The 21,882-nt window shown below is 71.5% G+C and carries 22 protein-coding genes; 9 read left to right on the top strand and 13 right to left on the bottom strand.

The window, feature by feature from the left end; all coding sequences use genetic code 11:
* Window position 1 precedes the first annotated feature (1 nt).
* From ACLJQE_RS13045 to ACLJQE_RS13060, 4 genes are all read left to right on the top strand, one after another.
* Window positions 2-1,177 carry an amidohydrolase family protein gene (locus ACLJQE_RS13045; protein ID WP_410639450.1) on the top strand — a complete coding sequence of 392 codons (1,176 nt, stop codon included), beginning with the start codon at window positions 2-4 and terminating at the stop codon, window positions 1,175-1,177.
* Between the two features lie 112 nt (window positions 1,178-1,289).
* On the top strand, window positions 1,290-1,679 hold the full coding sequence (locus ACLJQE_RS13050) for a hypothetical protein (RefSeq protein WP_410639451.1): 390 nt from the start codon (window positions 1,290-1,292) through the stop codon (window positions 1,677-1,679).
* Between the two features lie 23 nt (window positions 1,680-1,702).
* Window positions 1,703-2,992 carry a histidine--tRNA ligase gene (gene hisS / locus ACLJQE_RS13055; protein WP_410639452.1) on the top strand — a complete coding sequence of 430 codons (1,290 nt, stop codon included), beginning with the start codon at window positions 1,703-1,705 and terminating at the stop codon, window positions 2,990-2,992.
* A gap of 55 nt (window positions 2,993-3,047) precedes the next feature.
* Window positions 3,048-4,358: a hypothetical protein gene (locus ACLJQE_RS13060; protein ID WP_410639453.1), complete on the top strand. Its 1,311-nt coding sequence runs from the start codon at window positions 3,048-3,050 to the stop codon at window positions 4,356-4,358.
* Window positions 4,359-4,474: 116 nt separating this feature from the next.
* Here ACLJQE_RS13060 and ACLJQE_RS13065 read toward each other — a convergent pair whose 3' ends face one another.
* The 8 genes from ACLJQE_RS13065 to ACLJQE_RS13100 form a co-directional block, all read right to left on the bottom strand.
* Entirely contained in the window at window positions 4,475-5,668 is a 1,194-nt protein-coding gene (locus tag ACLJQE_RS13065) for a sensor histidine kinase (protein WP_410639454.1), read from the bottom strand.
* Window positions 5,665-6,312 (bottom strand): response regulator transcription factor, encoded by a 648-nt coding sequence (locus ACLJQE_RS13070; protein ID WP_410639788.1) that lies wholly within the window; start codon window positions 6,310-6,312, stop codon window positions 5,665-5,667. The genes ACLJQE_RS13065 and ACLJQE_RS13070 overlap by 4 nt, the downstream gene beginning before the upstream one ends.
* Window positions 6,313-6,375: 63 nt before the next feature.
* On the bottom strand, window positions 6,376-7,656 hold the full coding sequence (locus ACLJQE_RS13075; protein WP_410639455.1) for a cation:proton antiporter: 1,281 nt from the start codon (window positions 7,654-7,656) through the stop codon (window positions 6,376-6,378).
* Window positions 7,653-8,882, bottom strand: coding sequence for a cytochrome P450 (locus ACLJQE_RS13080; RefSeq protein WP_410639456.1), 1,230 nt, complete (start codon window positions 8,880-8,882; stop codon window positions 7,653-7,655). The genes ACLJQE_RS13075 and ACLJQE_RS13080 overlap by 4 nt, the downstream gene beginning before the upstream one ends.
* Window positions 8,879-10,003 carry an alpha-hydroxy acid oxidase gene (locus ACLJQE_RS13085; RefSeq protein WP_410639457.1) on the bottom strand — a complete coding sequence of 375 codons (1,125 nt, stop codon included), beginning with the start codon at window positions 10,001-10,003 and terminating at the stop codon, window positions 8,879-8,881. The genes ACLJQE_RS13080 and ACLJQE_RS13085 overlap by 4 nt, the downstream gene beginning before the upstream one ends.
* On the bottom strand, window positions 10,003-11,538 hold the full coding sequence (locus tag ACLJQE_RS13090; protein WP_410639458.1) for an NAD(P)-binding domain-containing protein: 1,536 nt from the start codon (window positions 11,536-11,538) through the stop codon (window positions 10,003-10,005). Before ACLJQE_RS13090 ends, ACLJQE_RS13085 begins: the two co-directional genes overlap by 1 nt.
* A gap of 133 nt (window positions 11,539-11,671) precedes the next feature.
* Window positions 11,672-12,595, bottom strand: a complete 924-nt coding sequence (locus ACLJQE_RS13095; protein WP_410639789.1) for an aldo/keto reductase — start codon at window positions 12,593-12,595, stop codon at window positions 11,672-11,674.
* A gap of 50 nt (window positions 12,596-12,645) precedes the next feature.
* On the bottom strand, window positions 12,646-13,047 hold the full coding sequence (locus ACLJQE_RS13100; protein WP_410639459.1) for a MerR family transcriptional regulator: 402 nt from the start codon (window positions 13,045-13,047) through the stop codon (window positions 12,646-12,648).
* A gap of 84 nt (window positions 13,048-13,131) precedes the next feature.
* Here ACLJQE_RS13100 and ACLJQE_RS13105 point away from each other — a divergent pair, with 84 nt between their 5' ends.
* Window positions 13,132-13,749 carry a TetR/AcrR family transcriptional regulator gene (locus ACLJQE_RS13105; protein ID WP_410639460.1) on the top strand — a complete coding sequence of 206 codons (618 nt, stop codon included), beginning with the start codon at window positions 13,132-13,134 and terminating at the stop codon, window positions 13,747-13,749.
* On the opposite strand, the gene ACLJQE_RS13110 is transcribed toward ACLJQE_RS13105, so the two are convergent.
* Genes ACLJQE_RS13110 through ACLJQE_RS13130 form a run of 5 tightly spaced genes read right to left on the bottom strand, consistent with a single transcriptional unit; the run spans window position 13,722 to window position 17,661 of the window.
* Window positions 13,722-14,996, bottom strand: coding sequence for a hypothetical protein (locus tag ACLJQE_RS13110; protein WP_410639461.1), 1,275 nt, complete (start codon window positions 14,994-14,996; stop codon window positions 13,722-13,724). The genes ACLJQE_RS13105 and ACLJQE_RS13110 overlap by 28 nt on opposite strands.
* Complete coding sequence (locus tag ACLJQE_RS13115) at window positions 14,993-15,577, bottom strand: RNA polymerase sigma factor (protein WP_410639462.1); 585 nt, start codon at window positions 15,575-15,577, stop codon at window positions 14,993-14,995. The genes ACLJQE_RS13110 and ACLJQE_RS13115 overlap by 4 nt, the downstream gene beginning before the upstream one ends.
* Before the next feature lie 32 nt (window positions 15,578-15,609).
* Entirely contained in the window at window positions 15,610-16,563 is a 954-nt protein-coding gene (locus tag ACLJQE_RS13120) for a pentapeptide repeat-containing protein (RefSeq protein WP_410639463.1), read from the bottom strand.
* Between the two features lie 34 nt (window positions 16,564-16,597).
* Window positions 16,598-17,221 carry a uracil phosphoribosyltransferase gene (upp, locus tag ACLJQE_RS13125; protein WP_091304537.1) on the bottom strand — a complete coding sequence of 208 codons (624 nt, stop codon included), beginning with the start codon at window positions 17,219-17,221 and terminating at the stop codon, window positions 16,598-16,600.
* 5 nt (window positions 17,222-17,226) lie between these two features.
* Window positions 17,227-17,661 carry a protein-tyrosine phosphatase family protein gene (locus tag ACLJQE_RS13130; protein ID WP_410639464.1) on the bottom strand — a complete coding sequence of 145 codons (435 nt, stop codon included), beginning with the start codon at window positions 17,659-17,661 and terminating at the stop codon, window positions 17,227-17,229.
* A gap of 85 nt (window positions 17,662-17,746) precedes the next feature.
* On the opposite strand from ACLJQE_RS13130, the gene ACLJQE_RS13135 reads away from it, so the two are divergent.
* The 4 genes from ACLJQE_RS13135 (at window position 17,747) to ACLJQE_RS13150 (ending at window position 21,852) form a co-directional block, all read left to right on the top strand.
* Window positions 17,747-18,361 (top strand): DUF1707 domain-containing protein, encoded by a 615-nt coding sequence (locus tag ACLJQE_RS13135; protein WP_410639790.1) that lies wholly within the window; start codon window positions 17,747-17,749, stop codon window positions 18,359-18,361.
* Between the two features lie 209 nt (window positions 18,362-18,570).
* Window positions 18,571-19,545, top strand: a complete 975-nt coding sequence (deoC, locus tag ACLJQE_RS13140) for a deoxyribose-phosphate aldolase (protein ID WP_410639466.1) — start codon at window positions 18,571-18,573, stop codon at window positions 19,543-19,545.
* Window positions 19,545-20,978 (top strand): aldehyde dehydrogenase family protein, encoded by a 1,434-nt coding sequence (locus ACLJQE_RS13145; protein ID WP_410639467.1) that lies wholly within the window; start codon window positions 19,545-19,547, stop codon window positions 20,976-20,978. The genes deoC and ACLJQE_RS13145 overlap by 1 nt, the downstream gene beginning before the upstream one ends.
* A complete protein-coding gene (locus tag ACLJQE_RS13150; protein ID WP_410639468.1) occupies window positions 20,971-21,852 on the top strand; it encodes an aldehyde dehydrogenase family protein in 882 nt (293 codons plus the stop codon). The genes ACLJQE_RS13145 and ACLJQE_RS13150 overlap by 8 nt, the downstream gene beginning before the upstream one ends.
* The last annotated feature ends 30 nt before the right edge of the window (window positions 21,853-21,882 follow it).

A 21,882-nucleotide genomic window follows, 5' to 3' on the forward strand; every position in this document is an offset into this window, starting at 1 on the left:
CGTGGACACCCTGATCACCGCCGGCCGGGTGCTGCCGCGGCCGGCCACCCCGATCGAAGACGGCGCCGTGCTGGTGCGCGACGGCGTGCTCGTCGCGGCGGGTCCGCGCGCGGACGTCGTCGCGCAGGCCGCACCGGACGCGTCCCGGCACGACTTCCCCACCGGGACCGCGCTGGCCGGGCTGTTCAACGTCCACGTGCACCTGGCGTTCGACGCGTCCCGCGAGATGCTGGCTCACTTCTCCGAAAGCGAAGACCTCCTGGACGGCGCGCGCTCGCGGCTCACGGCGATGCTGCGCAGCGGCGTCACGACCGTGCGGGACCTCGGCGACCGCGGGCACCTCGGCGCGGCCGTCCGGCGCTCGTTCGGGGGTTCCCCCGCGCCGCGGCTGCTGGTGTCGGGCCCACCGATCACCGTGCCGGGCGGCCATGGTCACTTTTTCGGTGGCGCAACGGCTTCCGACGACGAAATCCGCGCCCTGATCGACGCCAACGCCGCCGCGGGCGCGGACGTGATCAAGGTGATGGCCAGCGGCGGGCAGCTCACCGAAGGCGGCGCCGACATGTGGGAGTCGCAGTTCGACGCCCGGCAGCTGCGCGTGGTCGTTTCGCATGCGGCTTCGCACGGACTGCCGGTGGCGGCGCACGCCCACGGCGCCGACGCGATCGAGGCGGCCGTCGAGGCCGGGGTTTCGACGGTGGAGCACTGCAGCTTCCTGACCGGGCCGCGCTCGTTCGACCGCCGCTCGCACGTGGCCGAGCGGATGGCCGCGGACGGCATCTCGGCGTGCTCGACGAGCAGCCGCAACTGGCGGGTGATCGTCGAGAAGCTGGGTGACGACGTCGCGCAGGCGATGTACGGGCGGCTGCCGTGGCTCGAGGAGCACGGCGTCCGGCTGCTGTCCGGAACCGACGCGGGCCTGCCCGGCTCGGTGTTCGACGACCCCGTCGGCGCGCTGGAACTCTACGAATGGCTCGGCTTCCCGCGGCGCCGGATCCTCGAGATCGCGACCGAGGACAGCGCCGCCGGCCTGGGCCTCGCCTCGGTGACCGGCCGTCTCGGAGCCGGGCTCGCGGCGGACGTCCTGGTCGTCGAAGGCAACCCCCTCGCCTCCCTGGCCGCCCTCCGCAACCCCCTCCTGGTCCTCGCCCAGGGCCACTCGTCACTTTCCCTGTGAAGGTGATCCGGAGGTAGCTCCTCCAGGTCACTTTCACGTGAAAGCAGCTGGTTTAGTGACGGTGTTTTAAAACAGTGTTATGGTGAGGGTGCCTACTTGTGAAGGAGTTGCGATGCACGGACCGATCCAGGTGTTCACGGTGATTGCGCTGGTCTCGCTGCCGACCGTGATGTACGGCGGCTACGCGCTCATGGGCGTCCTGCGCGACCGCAAGCTGACCGAACACCAGCGCGCGATGTTCCGCGCCGGCCACGCCCACGCCGGTGTCCTGCTGGTCCTCGCCTTGGTCGCGCTGCAGATCCTCAGCCGCACGACGCTGCCGGACACGACGTTGTGGATCACGTGCTTCCTGTTGCTGGTCGGGATCCTCGCCCAATCGGGTGGATTCTTCGTCCACCTGCTCCCCGGCCGCGGCAAGCTGGGCGGGCGGGTGACGTCCGCCGGCGCGGTGCTCCTGGGCGCGGCCACGCTGCTCACGGCGTACGGGGTGGCTTTCGCCTGAGCGCCGGTCGTTAAGCTGACGACGTGCCTGAATACCTGCCGACCGCGCCCTACAAGGGGACCCGGGACTTCCTGCCCGCCGAAATGTCCGTGCGTACCCAGGTGTTCGGTCATCTCTACGACGTCCTGGAACGCCGCGGTTTCCTCCGCTACGACGGCCCGATCCTCGAATCGGCCGAGATCTACGAGCGGAAGTCCGGCCAGGAGATCGCGGACAAGCAGCTGTACACGCTCACCGACAAGGGCGGGCGGCGGCTGGCGCTGCGGCCGGAGATGACGCCGTCGGTGGCGCGGATGATCGCCGGCAGCGCGAAGTCGCTGTCGTTCCCGGTCCGCTGGTACAGCCACCCGAACTGCCACCGCTACGAGGCGCCGCAGCGCGGCCGCGTGCGCGAGCACTGGCAGATCAACGCCGACATCTTCGGGTCGGACAGCGCCAACTGCGAGATCGAGATCTTCGAGCTGGTGCACGACATGATGGCCGCGCTGGGCGCGACGCCGGACATGTTCGTGCTGCGCGTCAACGACCGGAACCTGCTGACGTCGGCGCTGACCGACGTCGCGGGGGTGTCGGCGGACCACCTGTCCCAGGTGTTCGCGCTGGTCGACCGCTGGGAGAAGTACCCGCGCGAGAAGCTGGCCGAGAGCGCCGGGGAGATCGGGCTCTCGGACAAGCAGTTCGAGAAGCTCGCCGAGACGCTCGACGCGGGCGAAGCGCTGCTCGACGAGCTGCCGGCCGCGGTGCGGGAGCAGTCGAACCTGGTGCGCGTGCTCGAAAGCAGCGCGGGCAGCCTGGTGAAGTACGAGCCGATCATCGTGCGCGGGCTGGCGTACTACACGTCGACCGTGTTCGAGGTCTTCGACACCTCGCCGGAGAACCGCCGCGCCCTCTTCGGCGGCGGCCGCTACAGCGACCTGGCGTCGATGTTCACGCCGCAGCAGATCCCGGGCATCGGGTTCGGCATGGGCGACGTGACGCTGATCGACTTCCTCGACACCCACGGCCTGACCCCGGCCCCGCGCAGCGAGGTCGACGTCATGGTGATCCCGGTGACCGAGGACCTCGCGGACGCGGCCCGTTCGGTGGCGGGCTCGCTGCGTCAGGCCGGGCTGCGGACGTCGACGCCGATCGAGCACCGCAAGCTGGGCAAGGAGCTGACCCGCGCGGACAAGGCGGGCGCGGTCGCGGTGGTGATCGTCGGCCAGGAGGACTGGGCCGCCGGCAACGTGACGGTCCGGAGCCTGGCGACGCGCGAGCAGAACCCGGTCGCGATCGCGGACGCCCCCGCCGCGGTGCGCGCGCTGCTGGCGTAATCGGTTCGACTCCCCTCCGGCGCCCGGGCATCCTGGGCGGCGGGAGGGGAGGCCGGTGTTCGAAACAGGAGTGCCCGATCTCGACACGTTCGCCGCCGGTGACGTCCGGCGGTGGGCGGAGTTCGACGTCGAAGTCCGCAACGCGTGGTGGAGCAACCAGCTGTGGTCCCGCTTCCCCGGCCACGAGGCGCGTGACCTCGGCCGGAACCCGTCGCGGGAGGTGCTGGCCGAAGCCGCGTGCCACGGCAACGGGCGCATCCGGGAGATCGCCGTCGAACGGCTGGGCGCCGCCACCGGCCCGGAAGCGCTGCCGCTGCTGCTGATCCGGTGCGTCGACTGGGTGCGGCCGATCCGGGAGCGCGCCCGGCGGGCTGTTCTGTCCAAACTGGACGAACCCGCGTTCCGGGCGGCGCTGCCGCTGATCGGCGTGCTGCGCCGGCGCGCCGTCGACGACTGGATGACCACGCTGTTCCGGCGGGCGCTGACGCCCCGGTTCGTCGACGACGCGTTGGCCCTTCAGGACCGGGAAACCCGCCGGTGGGTCCACGCGGAGGCGATCGGGCTCCTGTCGCGCGAGCGGCTGCTGGCCATCGCGGTGCGGGACCCCGACTTCGTGGTGCGCGCAACCTGCGGCAACGCGCTGCTCGACCGCGGCGAGTGCGTCGAGGAGCTGCTGGCGGCCGGGGCGCCGAAGGTCCGGATGCGGGCGTTGACGCTGCTCGGCGCCGACGCCGCCGTGGCCTGCCTGGCCGACCGTTCGTCGGCGGTCCGGTCGATGGCGCAGGCTCTGGTGCGGAAAGCGGGCGACGACCCGGCGGCGCACTACCGCGCGATGCCGGTGTCGTTCGGCGCGGTCGCCGGGCTCGGCGAAACGGGGACCGCCGCCGACACCGCGTTCCTGGAGCGGCAGCTGGCGGACGGCCGGCCCCGGATCCGCCGGGCGGCGGTCCGCGGGCTGCGCCGGATCGCGCCGGAGTCGGCGGCGGTGCGGCCGCTGCTGACGGACCCGTCGCCGTCGGTGACCCGCCAGGTGGTGACGTTCCTGCGGGGCAAGCCCCCGCTCGTCGGCGTCCCCACGTTGCGGGCCCTGCTGGCCCCGGCCCGCCCGGTCCACACCCGCCGGGCGGCCGCGGCCCTCCTCCGCGACCGCGACACCTGGCTGCGCCTGCACACGGACCTCGCCCTGCTGCCGGACCCGGACCTGGCCGCCGACGCCCACCAGGACATCCACGCCTGGCTCCAGCACTCGGCCACCACCTACACCACCCCACCCCCGGCACTGGCGGCCGAAATCGAAGCCGCCTGCACCGCCCTCGACCCACCCCTGGCCCGCCGAATCCGCTTCGCCCTCCCGAAACTCACGTGATCAAGGCCGGAACTCGCGTGATTGGAGCCGTGACTCGCGTGATTGGAGCCGGATCTCGCGAGTTCCGGCTTCAATCACGCGGGATCCGGGCCCAGTCACGCGAGTTCCGGCTCTGATCACGAGGGGTCGGCGCGGAGGAGGCGGAGGGTGAAGGTGGCTCCGGCTCCGGGGCGGGCCGCGGCCGCGATCGTGCCGCCGTGGCCCGTCACCACTTCGCGGACCAGGGCGAGGCCGATGCCGAAGCGGCGGCCGTCGCCGTCGGAGCCGCGGGCGAAGCGCTCGAAGATGCGGTCCGCGTCGGCCTGGGGGAAGCCTGCGCCCGTGTCACGGACCCGCAGCTCCACGTGCCGCTCGTCGGGGACGCCGAGCCACACCTCGATCGAGCCGCCCGGCGGCGTGTGGCCGAGCGCGTTGTCCAGCAACGCCGACAGCACGCGGCGCAACGCCGTCGGCACGCCCTGGACGACGTACGGCCGCCGCTCGCGCGTCACCGCCAGGCGGACCTGCTTCTCCTCCGCGCGCACCGCTTCCGCCGCGACCGCCTCCTCGGCGAGCACGCCCAGCTCGACCAGTTCCAGCGACGGCCGTTCGCCGCACGCCTGCGCGGACAGCAGCAGGTCCTCGACGACCTCGCCGAGTTCCCGCGTGCCGCGCACCAGCTGGCCGAGCTCGGCCGCGTCGCGGCCGGACGCCCGCCGGGCCAGCAGCTGCGCGCGCGTGTGCAGCCGGGTCAGCGGGGCCCGCAGTTCGTGGGACGCGTCCGCGACGAACGTCCGCTGCCGCCGCAGGGCGTCCTCCAGCGGCCGGATCGCCCGGCGGGCCAGCACCCGCCCGCACCCCAGGGCCGCCAGCAGCGCGAGCACCTCGGCGACGCCGAGCCCGAACACCAGCGTCGAGCGGTCCTGGATGTGGTACCGCTCCTCGAAGAACGCCTGCGAGACGACGCCGCCGCGGTTCTCGACGCGGATCGTGTGCGTCATCCCGCCGATCGGCCGCCGTTCGGTGTGGACGTCGCCGGGCGACGGCACGAGCGCGTCCAGCCCGGGGATCGGCATCCCCGGCGGCGGCGGTCCCGAAGGTGCGTGCGCCCCCGGCGTGAACAGCCAGACGCAGCCGGGCGGGGTCGTGGCGGGACCGAGCTGGATCGTCCTGGCCAGCAGCCGGTCCGCGTCGGCGTGCTGGCCGGACAGCAGGATCCCGTACGCGATCGCGCCCGCGACGGCCACGAGCAGCGACACCACCACGGCGATCTGCGCGGTGATCACCCACCGCGCCCGCCGCAGGACCCGCTCCTCGGGATCGGGACTCATACCACGCCGATCTGGTACCCCAGGCCGTGCACGGTCCGCACGGCGTCCCGGCCGAGCTTGCGCCGCAGGTAGTACACGTAAGTGTCCACTATGGACTCGCCGGTGGAGTCGGCGAACACGCGCGTGCGCAGCGCCGCCCGCGGGTGGATCGCCTTGGGCCGCTGGGCCAGCGTCCGCAGCAGCTCGAACTCCCGCCCGGACAACGTGATCCGCTCGCCGCGCGGCAGCACGACCTCGTGGCGCTGCAGGTCGAGGGCCGCCGTGCCGAGTGGCAGGCATTCGGCGCCGTCGAGGTCGCGGCGGCCCAGCGCACGCAGCCGCGCGAGCAGTTCCTCGGCCTCGAACGGCTTGACGAGGTAGTCGTCCGCGCCGGCGTCGAGGCCCGCCACGCGGTCGGCCACCTCCCCCAGCGCCGAAAGCACCAGGACCCGCGTGGTCACCCCGCGGGCCCGAAGCCGCCGAAGCAGCTCCAGCCCGTCGAGCACCGGGAGGCGGCGGTCGATGACCATCACGTCATAGCGTCCGGTGAGCCCCAGGTGCAGGCCGCGCTGGCCGTCGTGCGCCGCCTCCGTCTCGTAGCCTTCGTCCGCGAGCAGCTCTCCCAGCATGCCCGCCAGTTCCCGGTCGTCTTCGACCAGCAGCACTCTCGGTTTTGCCACCGCATCGCGCACGGATCCATCTTGACAGTTATTTCCGAACCTGAAGAATCAACTTTTCCCGGTCACCGGCACGGGTTCGGCCGTCAGGAGTACGTCGGTGCTCCCCTTGCGGGCATCGCGCCGGTCGAGCCAGCCGAGGACGGGCGCGGTCATGATCGTGGTGACCAACGCGACGAGCACCAGCACCGTGAACAACGCCGGCGAGACGATCCCGGCGGCCAGCCCGATGTTGAGCGCGATCAGCTGCATCAGGCCGCGCGCGTTGACGAGCACGCCGACGCGGGACGCGATCTCCGGCGGCTCTCCCGCCAGCCGGGCCGCACCCCAGGACGCGCCCAGCTTGCCGATGATCGCGACGACCACCGTGACCAGCGCGAACGCGAGCAGCTTCGGGTCGGCGAGCAGCGCGAACCGGGTGTTGAGGCCGGAATAGGTGAAGAACAGCGGGACGAACACGATGCGGCCGATCGGCATGATCTTCGCGATCACCGCGTCGGACGCTTCCCCGCGCGGGAAGGCCACGCCGACGGTGAACGCGCCGAACACCGCGTACAGCCCGATGATGTCGGTGAACCAGGCGGCCGCGAACAACGTCATCGCGGTGACGAGCACACGCTGGTCGACGGTCACCCGGCCGCTGCCCATCATCCGGTTCAGCAGGCGACGGCCGACGATGAACACCAGCAGCGCGAACAGCAGCCCGCCGCCGAGCGCCAGCGCGACCGGCCCGGCCGACCCCGCGTGCATGCCCAGCACCACCGCCAGCAGCAGCCACGCGAGCACGTCGTCGAGCGCGCCGCAGGCCAGCGCCAGCGAGCCGAACCGCGTCCCCGCGATCCCGCGTTCGGTGATGATCCGGACCATCATCGGGAACGCCGTGATCGCCACCGCCACCCCGACGAACGCCGCCGAGGTGACCAGCGAAACGCCGTCCTTGCCGATGTCGACCCACGACGTGCCGAGGACCGCGATCCCGATGCCGAGCGCCAGCGGCACCAGCGTGCCGGCCGAGGAGATGGCCGCGACCGACTTCCGCGACTGGGCGATGCTCCTCAGGTTGAACTCGTAGCCGGCGCCGAACATGTAGATGACCAGGCCGATCTGGCCGCCGACGTAGAGCAGCGAGCGGATGCCGTCCGGGAACAGCGCCGCCTGCACGTCCGGCAGCAGCAGCCCGAACAGGGACGGGCCGAGCAGGACGCCGGCGATCATCTCCCCGACCACCGGCGGCTGGCCGAGCTTGACCGCGGCCAGGCAGACCAGCCGGACCACCACGAGGATCACCACGACGGCGAGGAAGAAGACCGGTGCCGCTTCGGACGGGCTCATCGGTTGCCTCCGGCGAAGTAGGTGGAGCACAGGGCTTGGTGACGGGCGTCGAGGACCATGTACGTGCCGAACACGAGCTGGGCGAAGCTGCGCCAGACGTCTTCCCAGCGGTCGCGGACCGCGAGCCACCCCAGGGGCGCGCGCCGAGGGCGGGCGCCGCGGGGGGTGAGCAGCGCCGGGCCGCGGTTGGGGATCGAGCGCGTGTGGGCGGCCGTCGAGGCGAGGCTGAAGCGGCGCAGCACTTCCCCCGTCACGACCCGCATCGTCGGCGGCGCGAGCCCGCGCGCCGGGCAAGCGCGGTTCTGCGTGACGCCGAAGGGGATGAACTCGTCCCTTGTGGACTGTGCGGCGAAGTCGGGGTAGCTGAAGCACAGCACCGTCCCGGCCGGGATGGTGAGGTCGTCCAGCTCGATGTCGGCGGTGGAGATCCGGTGCGCGATGCCGAACAACGGATACGCACGCAACCCGTCGTCGATGACGCGGTCGATGTCCTCCGGGTGGTCGGCGAGCCGCTGCTGGAGGCCGGCGTCCCGCGCGATGATCATCAGCAGGTGCGCCATCGCCTCCGACATCTGCACGACGGCCGTGGTGAAGAACGTGCCCTGCAGGTAGTAGACCTGCTCCGCCGGTGTGAGGGACTCCGGAAGCGGGTGCGGGACGTCGGCGAGGCGCTGCCTGAGGTACTCCGTCAGCCGCGCCCGGCGGCGCATGTTCCGCGGCCGCACACACTTCAGCGCCGAGGCGACGTCGTCCGCGTGCGCCACGATGAGGTCACGCGCTTCCGGCGGGCACGGCTCCTCGAACACCAGCTCGTAGTACAGCTCGGCCCAGATCGGCAACATCTCGTCGCGCAGCCGGACGAGCCCGGGGCGGACGCCGTCGAGGACGTGGCGGGCGACGCGCCGGGTCAGCTCTTCGGAGTCCTTTTTGGACCGGACCAGGATGTGCCGGGTGCACTTGGCGACCTCGTCGTAGCGCGGCCCGGCTTCGAGGTGTTCCTGGTGCACCTCGGGCCCCGGCGACAGCCAGTACCAGAACAGGTCGGACAGCGCGGCGCCGCGGCTGCGGCCGTTCGCCGCCGGGTCGGCGTAGACGCGCTTGAAGTCGGCGACGCCGACCTGCGGACCCGGGATCGTCACCACGTCCTGGCCGTTGACCAGCGCGAAGATCCTCATCCGCAGCGCGACGACGCGGTCGGGTAGCCAGGTGAGCACCTTGCCGATCACCGCCGCACCTGGTCCGGGGTGAGGTCGGCCGGCAGCCGCCCGCCGCACAGCGCGAGTGCCTGGTCGAAGTCGGCCCGCAGCAGTTCCAGCACGTCCGAGACGCCTTCGCGGCCGCCCGCGGCCAGGCCCCAGACGATCGGCCGCCCGATCCCGACGGCGTCCGCGCCGAGCGCCAGTGCCTTGACGATGTCGGTGCCGCGGCGGATCCCGCCGTCCAGCAGCACCGGCAGCGCTCCCCCGATCGCCGCTGTAACACTGGGCAGCACGTCGATGGTGGCGGGTACGGTGTCGAGCTGGCGGCCGCCGTGGTTGGACACGACGATGCCGGCGACGCCGTGGTGCACGGCCAGCCGCGCGTCTTCGGCGTGGAGCACGCCCTTGATCAGCACGGGCAGCTTGGTCTTCGAGCGCAGCCAGGCGACGTGGTCCCAGTTCAGCCCGGCCGACATGACGATCTCACGAACGTGGCTGCGGCGCGAAGCGCCTCCGTTGAGGGTGGTGGCGGGGGCATGGATGGAATGGCTGGCGTTGCCGCCGCTGCGGTTCTCGCCGAGGTTGCGCAGGTTCTCCACGGCCAGGCCCGGCGGCAGGTCGTGGAAGGCGTTGCGGTCGTCGCGGTCGCGGCGGCCGAGCACGGGCGAATCGACGGTGACGACGAACGCCTTGACGCCCGCCGCCTCGGCGCGTCGCACGATCGCCTCGGTGAACTCCAGGTCCGGCTGCAGGTAGAGCTGGAACCACAGGCCCGGATCCGGCGCGACCTCGCGGGCCGCCGCGGCGATGTCCTCGATCGCCGTGGTCGAGGCCATGCTGACGATCATGATCGTGCCCGCCCGCGCCGCCGCCCGCGCGGTGGCGAGCTCGCCGTCGGGGTGCGCGAGCCGGTGGAACGCCGTGGGCGCGACGAGGATCGGCATCGACGACGGCGTCCCGAGCAGCTCGATGCTCAGGTCCCGCTTGTCGCTGCCGCGCAGCACCCGGGGCACCAGCCGCAGCCGCTGGTACGCTTCTTCGTTCTCCCGCAGGGTGATCTCGTCCTGCGCGCCGCCCGCGAAGTAGTCGTAGTGCGCCGGATCGAGGCGCTCGCGGGCCACGGCTTCGAACTCCGCGACCGTCCGCATCAGAGCTCCCGCGTGAAGAACGCGGTCAGCGGCTCGACGTGCACCTCTTTGTCCCACTCGTTCTCGAGGTTCTCGGTGACGTGGTGGGTCGCGACCAGCTCGCCGCGGCGGTAGTGCCGGACGATCGGGTGCAGGTAGTGGCCTTCGCCGTGGTCGTTGGCCTTGTCCTGGGCGGCACGGGCGACGAAGTCGAACGGGTCGACCTTGTCGTGGTCCGGGCCGTAGTCGAGGGTGACGACGTAGGCGTCGTCCGGCGGGTCGGCCAGCACCCGGCCGACCGGCACCTCTTCGAGGTAGCGGGCGCTGTCGCCGTCCACGACCACGACGTCGCCGAGGAAGCCGAACTGCTGGTACAGCGCGGAAGTCCGGTTGATCCGGGTGATCACCGCGCCGGTCAGCGCGTCCGGCTTGGCGGGCAGCTCGGTGTGCGGCCACGGGACGCCGTGGTACCGCTCGTCCAGCACCTTCGCCAGCGCGCGGACGCCGTAGCGGAAGCCGTGGATGAAGGCGCTGGTGGCCTTCTTGAAGTCGCGGACCTGCGTGATCGTGCCGGCGAAGTAGAGACCGGGCACGTTGACCGACTCCCAGTTCGGCGTCTGCGCCGGGAACCGGTCGTTGATGGTGAGGGCCGGGCGGCAGTCCTCGTCGAAGACCTCCGCGTCGAACCGGAAGCCCGTGCAGCAGATCACGCGGTCGTACCGGATCTCCTTGATCACTTCGTCGGCGCGGGCGAAGGCGAACTTGACGTGGTAGCCGTCGGCGTCCTTGCGGACTTCGCGCACGTCGCCGTCGAGGATCGCGTGCTGCAGCTTGAGCTGGTACATGTCGAGGATGCCCGCGTTGTAGGCACGCAGGTGGCCGACGAAATGCGTGCGCCAGGCCAGCTTCACCGGCCGCGGCCCGCCGACGTGCACGACGGCGGCCTGCTCGATCAGGTTGTCGGCGGTCTCGAAGGCGGAGTTCCCCTTGCCGAGCACGAGAACGCGCTGATCGGTGAAGCCCTTCGGATCGACGTCGACGTCCACGTACTGGTCGATCAGCTCGACACCGGGGAAGTCCGGGAGGTACGGCTTGGTCACACCGGTGGCCATGACCAGCCGTCGGGTTCTGAATTCTTCGTCACCGGCGGTGAGAACGAAGATCTCCCGCTCGCGGCGGATGCGCGTCACCCGGGTGTCGTAACGGATGTTGAGCTCGTGCTTCGCCGCGTAGTCGGCGAGGTAGCGGAGGAGGTCTTCGGCGTCCGGGAAGAGCTTTTCGCTGTAGTCCGTGAAGAGCAGCGGGTTGTCGTCGCCGTCGGCGAGGATCGAGTTCCAGTCCATCCGCAGGCGCAGCTCCGGGTCGGCGTACCCGGTGTGCTTCTTGTTGATGGAGATGAGGGTCCGGTGCCGCGGGAAGGTTTCGAAGAAGTGCCCGGGCGCGGATCCGGCCTCCAGCACCAGGTACCGGCGCCCGGCCCGGCCGAGGAACTGCGCCAGCTGCAACCCGGCGGGCCCGGCCCCGACGACCAGACAATCGAGCACTTCCTCCGCCACGACGACCTCCTGAGGCTCGGCACCGACCACATGATCGGCGCCGAGCCTGCTCCGAAGATCTCAGAAAAGCCTCAGAGGGCACTTTCACGTGAAAGTGCCCCTCCCGAGCGGAGCTTTCACGTGAAAGCTCGGGCTACTTGCCTGCCGCGCGGGCGAGGCGCTCCGGGTAGCGCTCTCCCGCGATCGCGTCGGCGGGCGCGGCCGCCGCGATGGCGGCCAGGTCTTCGGCGGTCAGCTCCAGGGAAGCCGCCGCCACGTTCTCCTCGAGGTACTTGCGGCGCTTGGTGCCCGGGATCGGGACGACGTCCTCGCCCTGGGACTGGACCCACGCCAGCGCCAGCTGACCGGCCGTGACGCCCTTCTCCTCGGCCAGCTTGCGCAGTGCCTCGACGATCGCCATGTTCCGCTCGAAGTTGCCCTCGGCGAAGCGCGGCAGGCCGCGGCGCAGGTCGTCCTCGGGGAGGTCCTGCACCGACGTCACCGCGCCCGTCAGGAAACCGCGTCCCAGCGGCGAAAACGGGACGATCCCGATGCCGAGCTCGCGGCACGTGCCGAGGATCTCGCCCTCGATGCCCCGGGTCCACAGCGACCACTCGCTCTGCAGCGCCGTCACCGGGTGCACCGCGTGCGCGGCCCGGATCGTCGCCGCGCTCGCCTCGGAAATCCCGGCGTACCGGATCTTTCCGGCCTCCACCAGCGAAGCCAGCGCACCCCAGGTCTCCTCGATCGGCGTGTCCGGGTCGACGCGGTGCTGGTAGTACAGGTCGATGTGGTCGACGCCGAGCCGGCGAAGCGACTCGTCGCACGACTGCTTCACGTACGCGGCGTCACCGCGGGCACCCATCGCGCCGTCGGTCCACACGATGCCGAACTTCGTCGCGAGCACGACCTCGTCGCGGCGGCCGGCGATCGCGCGGCCGACCAGCTCCTCGTTGACGCCGTTGGCGTAGACGTTCGCGGTGTCCAGCAGCGTCACGCCGAGTTCGAGCGCGCGGTGGATGGTCGCGATCGACTCGTCGTCGTTGTCGCGGACGCCGTAGGCCTGGCTCATCCCCATGCAGCCGAGCCCCTGGGCGCCGACTTCCAGGCCGCCCAGCTTCCTGTTCTTCACGCGGAAATCTCCTCCACACCGGGTTCCACGCCGAGCACCTTGCGCTCGACCTGGGCGTAGTTTTCGATCTTGTAGTCGAGGATGTCGAGACAGCCCTGCAGCTCGGCGATCCGCTCGGCGACCGACCGGCGCTGCTCGACCAGCAGGGCCTTGCGGCGGCCCGCGCTCGCGACGCCGTGACGGCGCAGCGACGCGTACTCGCGCATGCTCTTGATCGGCATCCCGGTGGTGCGCAGCTTGGTCAGGAAGCCCAGCCAGTTGAGGTCGTCGTCGGAATAGGCCCGGCGGCCCGCGGTGTCCCGCGCGGGCGGGTCGAGCAGTTTGATGCGCTCGTAGTACCGGAGAGTGTCGATGGACAGTCCGCTACGTCGCGCGGCTTCCGCTATCGAGTAGCTCATGGGCCCGACAGTACGACCTGGAGTGCACTCCAGGTCAAATCCTTCCGCTGGTCATCCATAACACTGTTCCGATACGCTGGGTGCATGGCGCGACCCCGTACGCACGACGAAGCGCTCCGGCTCAAGCTGCTCGACCGGGCCGGCGAGCTCCTCGCGGCCGACGGGCCGAAGGCGCTTTCCCTGCGCAAGCTGGCCGCCGACGCCGGGACGTCGACCACCGCCGTGTACTCCCTCTTCGGCAGCAAACCCGACCTGGTGAACGCCCTCTACACCGAGGGCTTCCGCCGCTTCGGCGCCCGGATGGCCGGGACGCCGCTGACCGGCGACGCCGTCGAGGACCTCGTCGCGCTCGGCAGCGCCTACCGCACGAGCGCGCTGGCCGACCCGCACCTCTACGGGATCATGTTCACCAAGTCGGTGCCCGGGTTCGAGCCGAACGAAGACGCCGAGAAGCTCGCCCGCGAGACGCTCAAGCCGCTGGAACGGATCATCCGCCGCGCCATCGCCGACGGCGTCTTCCTCGACGTCCCACCGGAAACCGTCGCGGTCGGCTGCTGGGCCATCGTGCACGGCCTGGTGTCGCTGGAGCTGACCGGCAACCTGCCGGAGAAGTTCGACGTCACGGGCTCCTACGAAGCGGCCCTGCGCGCGAACGCCTCCGGCTGGCTGCGACCTCAGACCAGCGGCAACGTCCCGTCGTAGACGACCGTGCCCCGCACGTCACGCGCCGTCACGTGGACCGTCGTCTCCGGCAGGACCGGGATGCCGGCCGGGGCCCACGCGACGACCATGCCGTCGACGACGCCGGCCTCGACGCTCGTCCCGATCCCGAAGTCGATGGTCGCCTTCGCCGCGGTCGCGGGCAGCACCGCGGCGAACGGACGGCGGGCCTTCCCCGCCGGAGCACCCGTTTGGGGATGGCCCAGGGTGTCGGCCCCCAAGGTGTGCACCGGCGGTGTGTGCGAGCCGGCGATGTCGGCGAAGGCGCGCGACTTCGTCTTCCCCGGTCGCCGGTAGTCGGGCTCGGTCGTGCACACCACGAACCGGTCGCCGTGGCGGCCGAGGACCACCCGGTAGTCGTCCGTCTTCAGCAGCGGCCCCGGCGCGTAAGCCGCGGCGTCGGGGACCGCCTCCATCTCCGCCGCCGCCAGGCAGTCGCCCAGCGCCAGCCCGGCGGGTGACGTCCGGTCGGCGGTCACCGGCCGGTCGACGACCGCGAGCAGCGGCGGCGGCGCGGCGGGCAACGTCTTCGCGCCGGGTTCCATCGGCCTGCCGATGGTCAGCGTCGTCCGCGCCGGGTCGCTCCCGGTCACCTGGACGAACTGCCGGGTCACCGGGGAGAAGTAGATGGCCTGCGACTGGTTCTCGCCGCTCTCGGTCCGGGAGTCGAGGAACAACCCGTACCCGTCCGGGGCGAGGATGCCGCCGACCATCCCGGTCGTGCTGTGCAGCAGCAGGCCCGTGCGAGTGCCCGGTGCGTAGGCGGGCGTGGCCGCCGGGTCCGACAGCGTCACGGTCGTCTCGGTGGTCTCGCAGAACATCGGCTTGCCGGCGGCGGTGGCCGCGACCACCGCGTCCGCCTGCCTCACCTCCGTGAACAGCGGGATCCACTCCTGGCGTGGGGGCACGCGGTACTCCTTGCCCGCCGCCCGCACCGCGGCCCAGCAGCGGTCCAGCGACGAGGTCGCCACCGGCACGTCGAGGGTGAGCTGGTTGGGGACGTCCTGGCTCGGCGGCGGTGCCGGCGCGGGACCGGCCACGGGCTGCCGGATCACCTGCGTCGCGACGACCGCTCCCGCGGCCAGCACGACGACGGCCGCGGCGGCGGCGTACCAGACGTGCTTCGTCCGCCGTGGTTTCACGAGGCCCTGGCGGACTTCGGCCCGCAACCGCGCCCGGACGTCGTCCGGCAGCATCCGCCGGGCCGGCAGGCCCAGGTCGTCGCTCATTTCTCCTCCAGCAATATGCGCAGCCGGGCGCGGGCCCGGGACAGGTGGGCGCGGACGGTGACCTCGGCCACGGCCAGCAGGGCCGCGGCGTCGGCGGCGCTCAGGTCGCCGAGCAGGCACAGCTCGACGACCTCCCGCTGGGCCTTGGGCAGCGTCCGGACGGCCTCGACGACCTCGCGCAGCCGCTGCTCCCCGTCGAGCCGGTCGGCGACGGCGTCGGCGTGGTCGGACACGACCGGCGCGTCCGGCATCTTCCGCAGCAGCCGCAACCGCCTCCGCGCGCCGCGGTACTCGTCGCGGGCGGCGTTGCCGGCGACGGTGTAGAGCCACGGCAGGGCGCTGTCACACACCAGCGTCACGTCGGCGCGGCGGCGCCAGGCGGTGAGGAAGGTGTTCGAGGTGAGGTCCTCGGCCGCGCTCCACGACCCGGTCAGCCGGTAGGCGTGGTTCCAGACGGCCTCCGCATGGCGTTCGAAGAGCTCGCTGAAAGCTGCTTCGTCGCCCTCGGCTGCCCGGTCCCACAGTGTTCGATCGGGTGGTCGGTCATCGGGTGGTCGGTCATCCGGTGCCCGGTCACCCACCGGCGCCCCCGTCGCTTGGTTGGTCACACCCCTCAGTGGCCGACAGCGCCGGAGTTGTTGCGCGGCCGATCGGCTTCCCTCGCGAACGAGGTGTCTTCGAGGTCGAACTCGTGCTTGCTGCGCTCGAACACCGCCTCGGCCTCGAACCGCGCGTGGTGGAACCGCAGGCCGCCGATCGAGGACGTCCGTGCGAAGCGGGCGGCGCCGCGGAACCGTGCCCAGGAGAAGAAGGCACCCCCGGCGAAATCCGACCGGTCGAAGTTCGCCAGCGCGGTGAACTCCGTGCCGTAGAAACCCACCCGCTGGTGGAAGGTGGTTTTCTGCATGTGCACCGCGCCCACGAACCGGGCGTGGCTGAAGTCCGCGGCCTGGACTTCGCAGCCGCTGAACCGGAAGTCGACCAGGTCCGCGCGTTGCAGGTCGATCGACATGCTCGGCCAGAACGCGGGGTCGTCGCAGCGCAGATGCGTCCGCAGCAGCTCTTGCACGGCGAGCCGGACCTGCAGCTCCGCCCCGTCGTACCCGGGCGGCCCGTCCTTGCGCCGCACCGCGTCGGCACCGCGGATGCCTTCTTGCGGGCCGTCGAACGGCATCCGCAGGTACGCGCACCACACGTTGACGATCGTCTGGCGCTGCTTGGGGTTGTCCTGCCCGAGCCGCTCCAGCGCGTACAGCCCGCCGAGCCGCACCGGCGCCTTGTCGCTGCCGACCTGCTCGATCGCCTTCGTGTACAGCTCGGTGACCCGGCGCTCCTCGAGGTCCCGCTCGGTCACGCCCGCGAGCCGGGTCGTCTCGGCCAGCTGCAGCTCCAGCGTGCGCTGGCGGCGCGTCGCCAGCCACAGCGCGAACACGCCGCCCGCGCCGGCGCCGATGCCGAACGCCGTCTTGACCGCGTCGATCCGGACCGGCGCCTCCGGCCGCCCGGACCAGGCCAGGAACAACCACAGCAGCGCCCCGGTGACGGCCGCGACCGCGACCGCGGTCACGGCGATCCACCGCCACCTCAGTACCGGCACCGGCTCAGACGGCGCCGTACTGGCGGTCGCCCGCGTCGCCGAGGCCCGGGACGATGAAGCCCGAGTCGTTGAGGCGCTCGTCGATGCTCGCCGTGACCACCCGGACCGGCAGGCCCGTCTTCTCCAGGTGAGCCAGGCCCTCCGGTGCGGCGAGCGCGCAGATCGCCGTCACGTCGTCGGCGCCGCGGTCGGTGAGCAGGCGGATCGTGTACTCCATCGAGCCGCCGGTGGCGAGCATCGGGTCGAGCACCAGCACCGGCCGGTCGGCGAGCGATTCCGGCAGCGACTCCAGGTACGGCGTCGGCTTGAGCGTCTCCTCGTCGCGCGCCAGGCCGACGAAGCCCATCTGCGCGTCCGGGATCAGCTTGTGCGCCTGGTCGGCCATGCCCAGCCCGGCCCGCAGCACCGGCACCAGCAGCGGCGGCTTCGCCAGCTTGTAGCCGTCGGTGCGGGCCACCGGCGTGTGGATCTTCTCGATCTTCACCGGCACGTCGCGCGTGGCTTCGTAGACCAGCATCACGGTGAGCTCGTGCAGCGCGGCCCGGAACGCGGCACTGTCCGTGCGCGCGTCGCGCATCGTGGAGAGCCGGGCCTTCGCGAGGGGGTGGTCGACGACGTGCACATCCATGCGGGTCAATCTAGCTGTTTCGCGAAGCTCTTCGCCCAGCCGCGCTGCCAGGGCGTTTCGACGGCTCGTTCGTGGTAGTGCGCCCGCACCCAGGCGACGGCGTCCCCGGCCGGGACGCCGGACAGCGTGGCGAGGCAGGCCATCACCGTGCCGGTCCGGCCGGCGCCGCCGTAGCAGGCGACTTCGACGGTCTCGGTCTTCGCTCGTTCGTGGAGGGCCTTGATCTGCCGGCGGGCTTCCGCGGGCTTGGCGGGCAGCAGGAAATCGGGCCAGGTGACCCATTCGTGCGGCCACGTGATGCCCCCGCCGTGCTTGCGCCGAAGCCGGCTCGTTCCCAGGTAAAGCCCGAAGTCGGGCTCGGCTTCGGCCGGCCGCGGGCGCCCCAGGCCGCGGCCGCGGACCCGGACGCCGTCCGGGAATTCGACCTCCGTTGATCCCATCCGGCCAGTGTCCTCCAGAAGAGGGACACGCCGGGTGGTTTTCGCCGATAAGCTCCGCCGGGTGAGCGAACTGACGCCCGACCAGATGCGGGCTTCCGACGCGGACCGCGAACGCGTCGCCCAGGTGCTGCACAACGCCCTCTCGGAGGGACGGATCACGGTCAACGAGCTGGAAGAGCGGCTCACCACGGTCTACGCGGCGAAAACGCTCGGCGAGCTGAAGCCGGTGACGGCGGACCTGCCGGTCGCTTCGGCGGCCGTCGAGCCGGCGACCACGCGGGCACTGGGCTTCCCGGACCAGCGCATCGGCGGCCACCCGGGCTCCCCGGTGTCGATCGGCGTGCTGTCGGGCGCGGTCCGCAAGGGCAGCTGGGTCCTGCCCCCGCAGCACAACAGCTTCGCCTTCTGGGGCGGCGCGGAGATCGACCTGCGGCAGGCACGCTTCGCCGACCGGCACTGCACGATCACCGCCGTGGCGATCATGGGCGGCATCCAGATCACGGTCCCGGACGACATCAACGTGGACGTGACGGGCCTGGGCCTGATGGGCGGCTTCGTGCTGGAGGACAAGTCGGGCGCACCACCGGCCTCGCCGACGGCCCCGACGGTGAAGATCAACGGCCTGGCGTTCTGGGGCGGGGTCGTCGTGTACCGGAAACCGGCGAAACGAGCCGAACCACCGCAGATCGAAGGCACCTGACCGACCCCGGCCCCAGCGCCCCAAGGTGGCCTTGGTTGCGTTGAACGCACCGAAGGCCACCTTGGGTGCGTTCAACGCACCGAAGGCCACATTGGGGCGCTGGGGGGTCAGGTGACACGAAGAGCCTGAAGCGTCACACCGGGTGACCCGCCTCCGGACCCCGCGCTGTCGGGACAACACTGTCGGACCCGCCGCCTAGACTCAGGCGCATGACAGCCACGACCAGCACGTCAGCGGCGCCGGCCACCCCGGCACCGCTGGCGGACGCGACTCGCGATGACGCGAGCCTGCGCCGCTTCCTGCTCGGGCTGCCCGGTGTCGACCAGGTCGGCGTCGAGCAGCGCGCGGCGGGCCTCGGCACGCGCAGCATCAAGAAGGACGCCAAGCGGTGGGCCATCGACACCGCCATCGCCATGGTCGACCTGACCACCCTGGAGGGCGCGGACACCCGGGGCAAGGTCCGGGCGCTGGCCGCGAAGGCCGTCCGTCCCGACCCCGAACGCCAGGACACCCCGCGCGTCGCCGCCGTCTGCGTCTACCCGGACATGGTCGCCACGGCCGTCGAAGCGCTCGAGGGCAGCGGCGTGCACGTCGCCAGCGTCGCGACCGGCTTCCCCGCCGGGCGCACCAGCCGTGAGATCAAGCTGGCCGACACCAAGATCGCCGTCGACGCCGGCGCGCACGAAGTCGACATGGTGATCGATCGCGGTGCCTTCCTCGAAGGCCGGTACATGGCCGTCTTCGAGGAGATCCAGGCGATCAAGGCCGCCTGCGGCGAGGCCCACCTGAAGGTCATCCTCGAGACCGGCGAACTGGCGACCTACGACAACGTGCGGCGCGCTTCGTGGCTGGCGCTGCTGGCCGGCGGCGACTTCATCAAGACCTCCACCGGCAAGGTCTCCCCCGCCGCGACGCTGCCGGTCACGCACATCATGCTGCAGGCCGTGCACGACTGGCACCGGCAGACCGGCGAGCTGCGCGGCGTCAAGCCCGCCGGCGGCATCCGGACGACGAAGGACGCGATCAAGTACCTGGTCGCCGTGCACGAGGTCGCCGGCGAGCAGTGGCTGACCCCGGACCTGTTCCGCTTCGGCGCGTCCAGCCTGCTCAACGACCTGCTGCTGCAGCGCCGCACCCAGGTGGACGGCCACTACAGCGGCCCCGACTACGTGACGGTGGACTGATGCCTGTTTTCGAGTACGCACCGGCGCCGGAGTCGCGCGCCATCGCGAACCTGAAGGATTCCTACAAGCCGTTCGTCAACGGCGAGTTCGTCGACGGCTCGGGTGAGCCGCTCAAGACGATCAACCCGGCCACCGAAGAGGTCCTCGCCGAGGTCGGCACCGCGTCGAAGTCCGATGTGGACACCGCGGTCAAGGCCGCGCGCAAGGCGTACGACTCGGTGTGGTCCAAGATGCCGGGCACCGAACGCGCGAAGTACCTCTTCCGCCTCGCGCGGCTGATCCAGGAACGCTCGCGTGAGCTGGCGGTGCTGGAAACCCTCGACAACGGCAAGCCGATCAAGGAGTCGCGCGACTCCGACGTCCCGACGGCGGCCGCGCACTTCTTCTACCACGCGGGCTGGGCCGACAAGCTGGCGTACGCCGGTTACGGCCCCGACCCGAAGCCGCTGGGGGTCGCGGGCCAGATCATCCCGTGGAACTTCCCGCTGCTGATGCTGGCCTGGAAGATCGCGCCGGCGCTGGCCACCGGCAACACCGTGGTCCTCAAGCCGGCCGAGACGACGCCGTTGACCGCGCTGGTCTTCGCCGAGATCTGCCAGCAGGCCGAGCTGCCGCCGGGCGTGGTGAACATCCTGCCGGGCGCGGGCGACATCGGTGCGTCCATTGTGGAGCACGGTGGCATCGACAAGATCGCCTTCACCGGCTCCACCGAGGTCGGCAAGGCGATCCAGCGCCAGGTCGCGGGCACGGCCAAGAAGCTGACGCTGGAGCTGGGCGGCAAGGCGGCGAACATCGTCTTCGAGGACGCGCCGCTCGACCAGGCCGTCGAGGGCATCGTCAACGGCATCTTCTTCAACCAGGGCCACGTCTGCTGCGCGGGTTCGCGCCTGCTGGTCCAGGAGTCGATCGCCGAAGAGGTGCTGGAGAAGCTGCACCACCGCGTCTCGACGCTGCGCATGGGCGACCCGCTGGACAAGAACACCGACATCGGCGCGATCAACTCCGCCGAGCAGCTCGCCAAGATCCGCGGACTCGTCGAAGCGGGCGACGCCGAGGGCGCCCAGCGCTGGACCAGCCCGTGCCCGGTCCCGGACCGCGGGTTCTTCTTCGCGCCGACGGTGTTCGCGAACGTCCACCAGTCGATGCGGATCGCGCGCGAGGAGATCTTCGGCCCGGTGCTGTCGGTGCTGACGTTCCGCACGCCGGACGAGGCCGTGGCGAAGGCGAACAACACGCCGTACGGGCTTTCGGCGGGCATCTGGACCGAAAAGGGCTCCCGGATCCTGTGGATGGCGAACCAGCTGCGCGCCGGCGTGGTCTGGGCCAACACCTTCAACCGCTTCGACCCCGCCGCCCCGTTCGGCGGCTACCAGGAATCCGGCTTCGGACGCGAAGGCGGCCGCACCGGGCTGGAGGCGTACCTCAGTGTTTGATTCAACGCAGTCTGAACGAATCTCCGTCGCCAAGACGTACAAGCTGTACATCGGCGGCAAGTTCCCGCGCTCGGAGTCCGGCCGGGTGTACCCGGTGACGGACGCGAAGGGCAAGTTCCTGGCGAACGCGGCGCACGCGTCCCGCAAGGACGTCCGCGACGCGGTGGTCGCGGCCCGCAAGGCGTTCCCCGGCTGGTCGTCGGCCACGGCGTACAACCGCGGCCAGGTGCTCTACCGGGTGGCCGAGGTGCTGGAGGGCCGCCGCGGCCAGTTCGTCACGGAGGTCGCGGCGTCGGAAGGCCTGTCCGCGAAGAAGGCCGAGTCCGTGGTGGACGCGGCGATCGACCGCTGGGTCTGGTACGCGGGCTGGACGGACAAGATCGCCACGGTCCTCGGCGCGGCGAACCCGGTGGCGGGCCCGTACTTCTCGTTCACGGTCCCGGAGCCGACGGGCGTGGTGGGCGTCCTGGCGCCGCAAGGCTCGTCGTTGCTGGGCCTGGTCGAGGTCCTGGCCCCGGTGCTGGCCACGGGCTCGACGGCGGTGGTGGTCTCCAGCGCCGAGCGCCCGCTGCCGGCGATCACGCTGTCGGAGGTCCTGGCCACGTCCGACGTCCCGGGCGGCGTGGCGAACATCCTGACCGGCCACGCGGCCGAGCTCGGCCCGTGGCTGGCCTCGCACGGCGACGTCAACGCCCTGGACCCGACGGGAGCCGCCCCGGCGGACCGCCCGGGCCTGGCGCGCGAAGCGGCGAATACGGTGAAGCGGGTGTTGACGGTCCCCGACGCGGAACCGGACTGGACGACGGCGCCGGACCTCACGCGGCTGCGGCGGTACCTGGAGGCGAAGACGGTCTGGCACCCACTGGGCGTCTGACCCGGAGCCGGGGGGCCACCGCGGGGTGGC

The organism is Amycolatopsis sp. lyj-346, from assembly GCF_046548975.1.
Classification (GTDB): domain Bacteria; phylum Actinomycetota; class Actinomycetes; order Mycobacteriales; family Pseudonocardiaceae; genus Amycolatopsis.

Coding starts and splice junctions, on each gene's coding strand:
- ACLJQE_RS13085 (WP_410639457.1), bottom strand. CDS start 10,003: ATGCGGACGGTCGCGGAGTTCGAAGCCGTGGCCCGCGAGCGCCTCGAT.
- deoC (WP_410639466.1), top strand. CDS start 18,571: ATGACAGCCACGACCAGCACGTCAGCGGCGCCGGCCACCCCGGCACCG.
- upp (WP_091304537.1), bottom strand. CDS start 17,221: ATGGATGTGCACGTCGTCGACCACCCCCTCGCGAAGGCCCGGCTCTCC.
- ACLJQE_RS13095 (WP_410639789.1), bottom strand. CDS start 12,595: ATGGGGATGAGCCAGGCCTACGGCGTCCGCGACAACGACGACGAGTCG.
- ACLJQE_RS13135 (WP_410639790.1), top strand. CDS start 17,747: ATGCGGGCTTCCGACGCGGACCGCGAACGCGTCGCCCAGGTGCTGCAC.
- ACLJQE_RS13110 (WP_410639461.1), bottom strand. CDS start 14,996: ATGAGCGACGACCTGGGCCTGCCGGCCCGGCGGATGCTGCCGGACGAC.
- ACLJQE_RS13105 (WP_410639460.1), top strand. CDS start 13,132: ATGGCGCGACCCCGTACGCACGACGAAGCGCTCCGGCTCAAGCTGCTC.
- ACLJQE_RS13145 (WP_410639467.1), top strand. CDS start 19,545: ATGCCTGTTTTCGAGTACGCACCGGCGCCGGAGTCGCGCGCCATCGCG.
- ACLJQE_RS13130 (WP_410639464.1), bottom strand. CDS start 17,661: ATGGGATCAACGGAGGTCGAATTCCCGGACGGCGTCCGGGTCCGCGGC.
- ACLJQE_RS13100 (WP_410639459.1), bottom strand. CDS start 13,047: ATGAGCTACTCGATAGCGGAAGCCGCGCGACGTAGCGGACTGTCCATC.
- ACLJQE_RS13075 (WP_410639455.1), bottom strand. CDS start 7,656: ATGAGCCCGTCCGAAGCGGCACCGGTCTTCTTCCTCGCCGTCGTGGTG.
- ACLJQE_RS13050 (WP_410639451.1), top strand. CDS start 1,290: ATGCACGGACCGATCCAGGTGTTCACGGTGATTGCGCTGGTCTCGCTG.
- ACLJQE_RS13065 (WP_410639454.1), bottom strand. CDS start 5,668: ATGAGTCCCGATCCCGAGGAGCGGGTCCTGCGGCGGGCGCGGTGGGTG.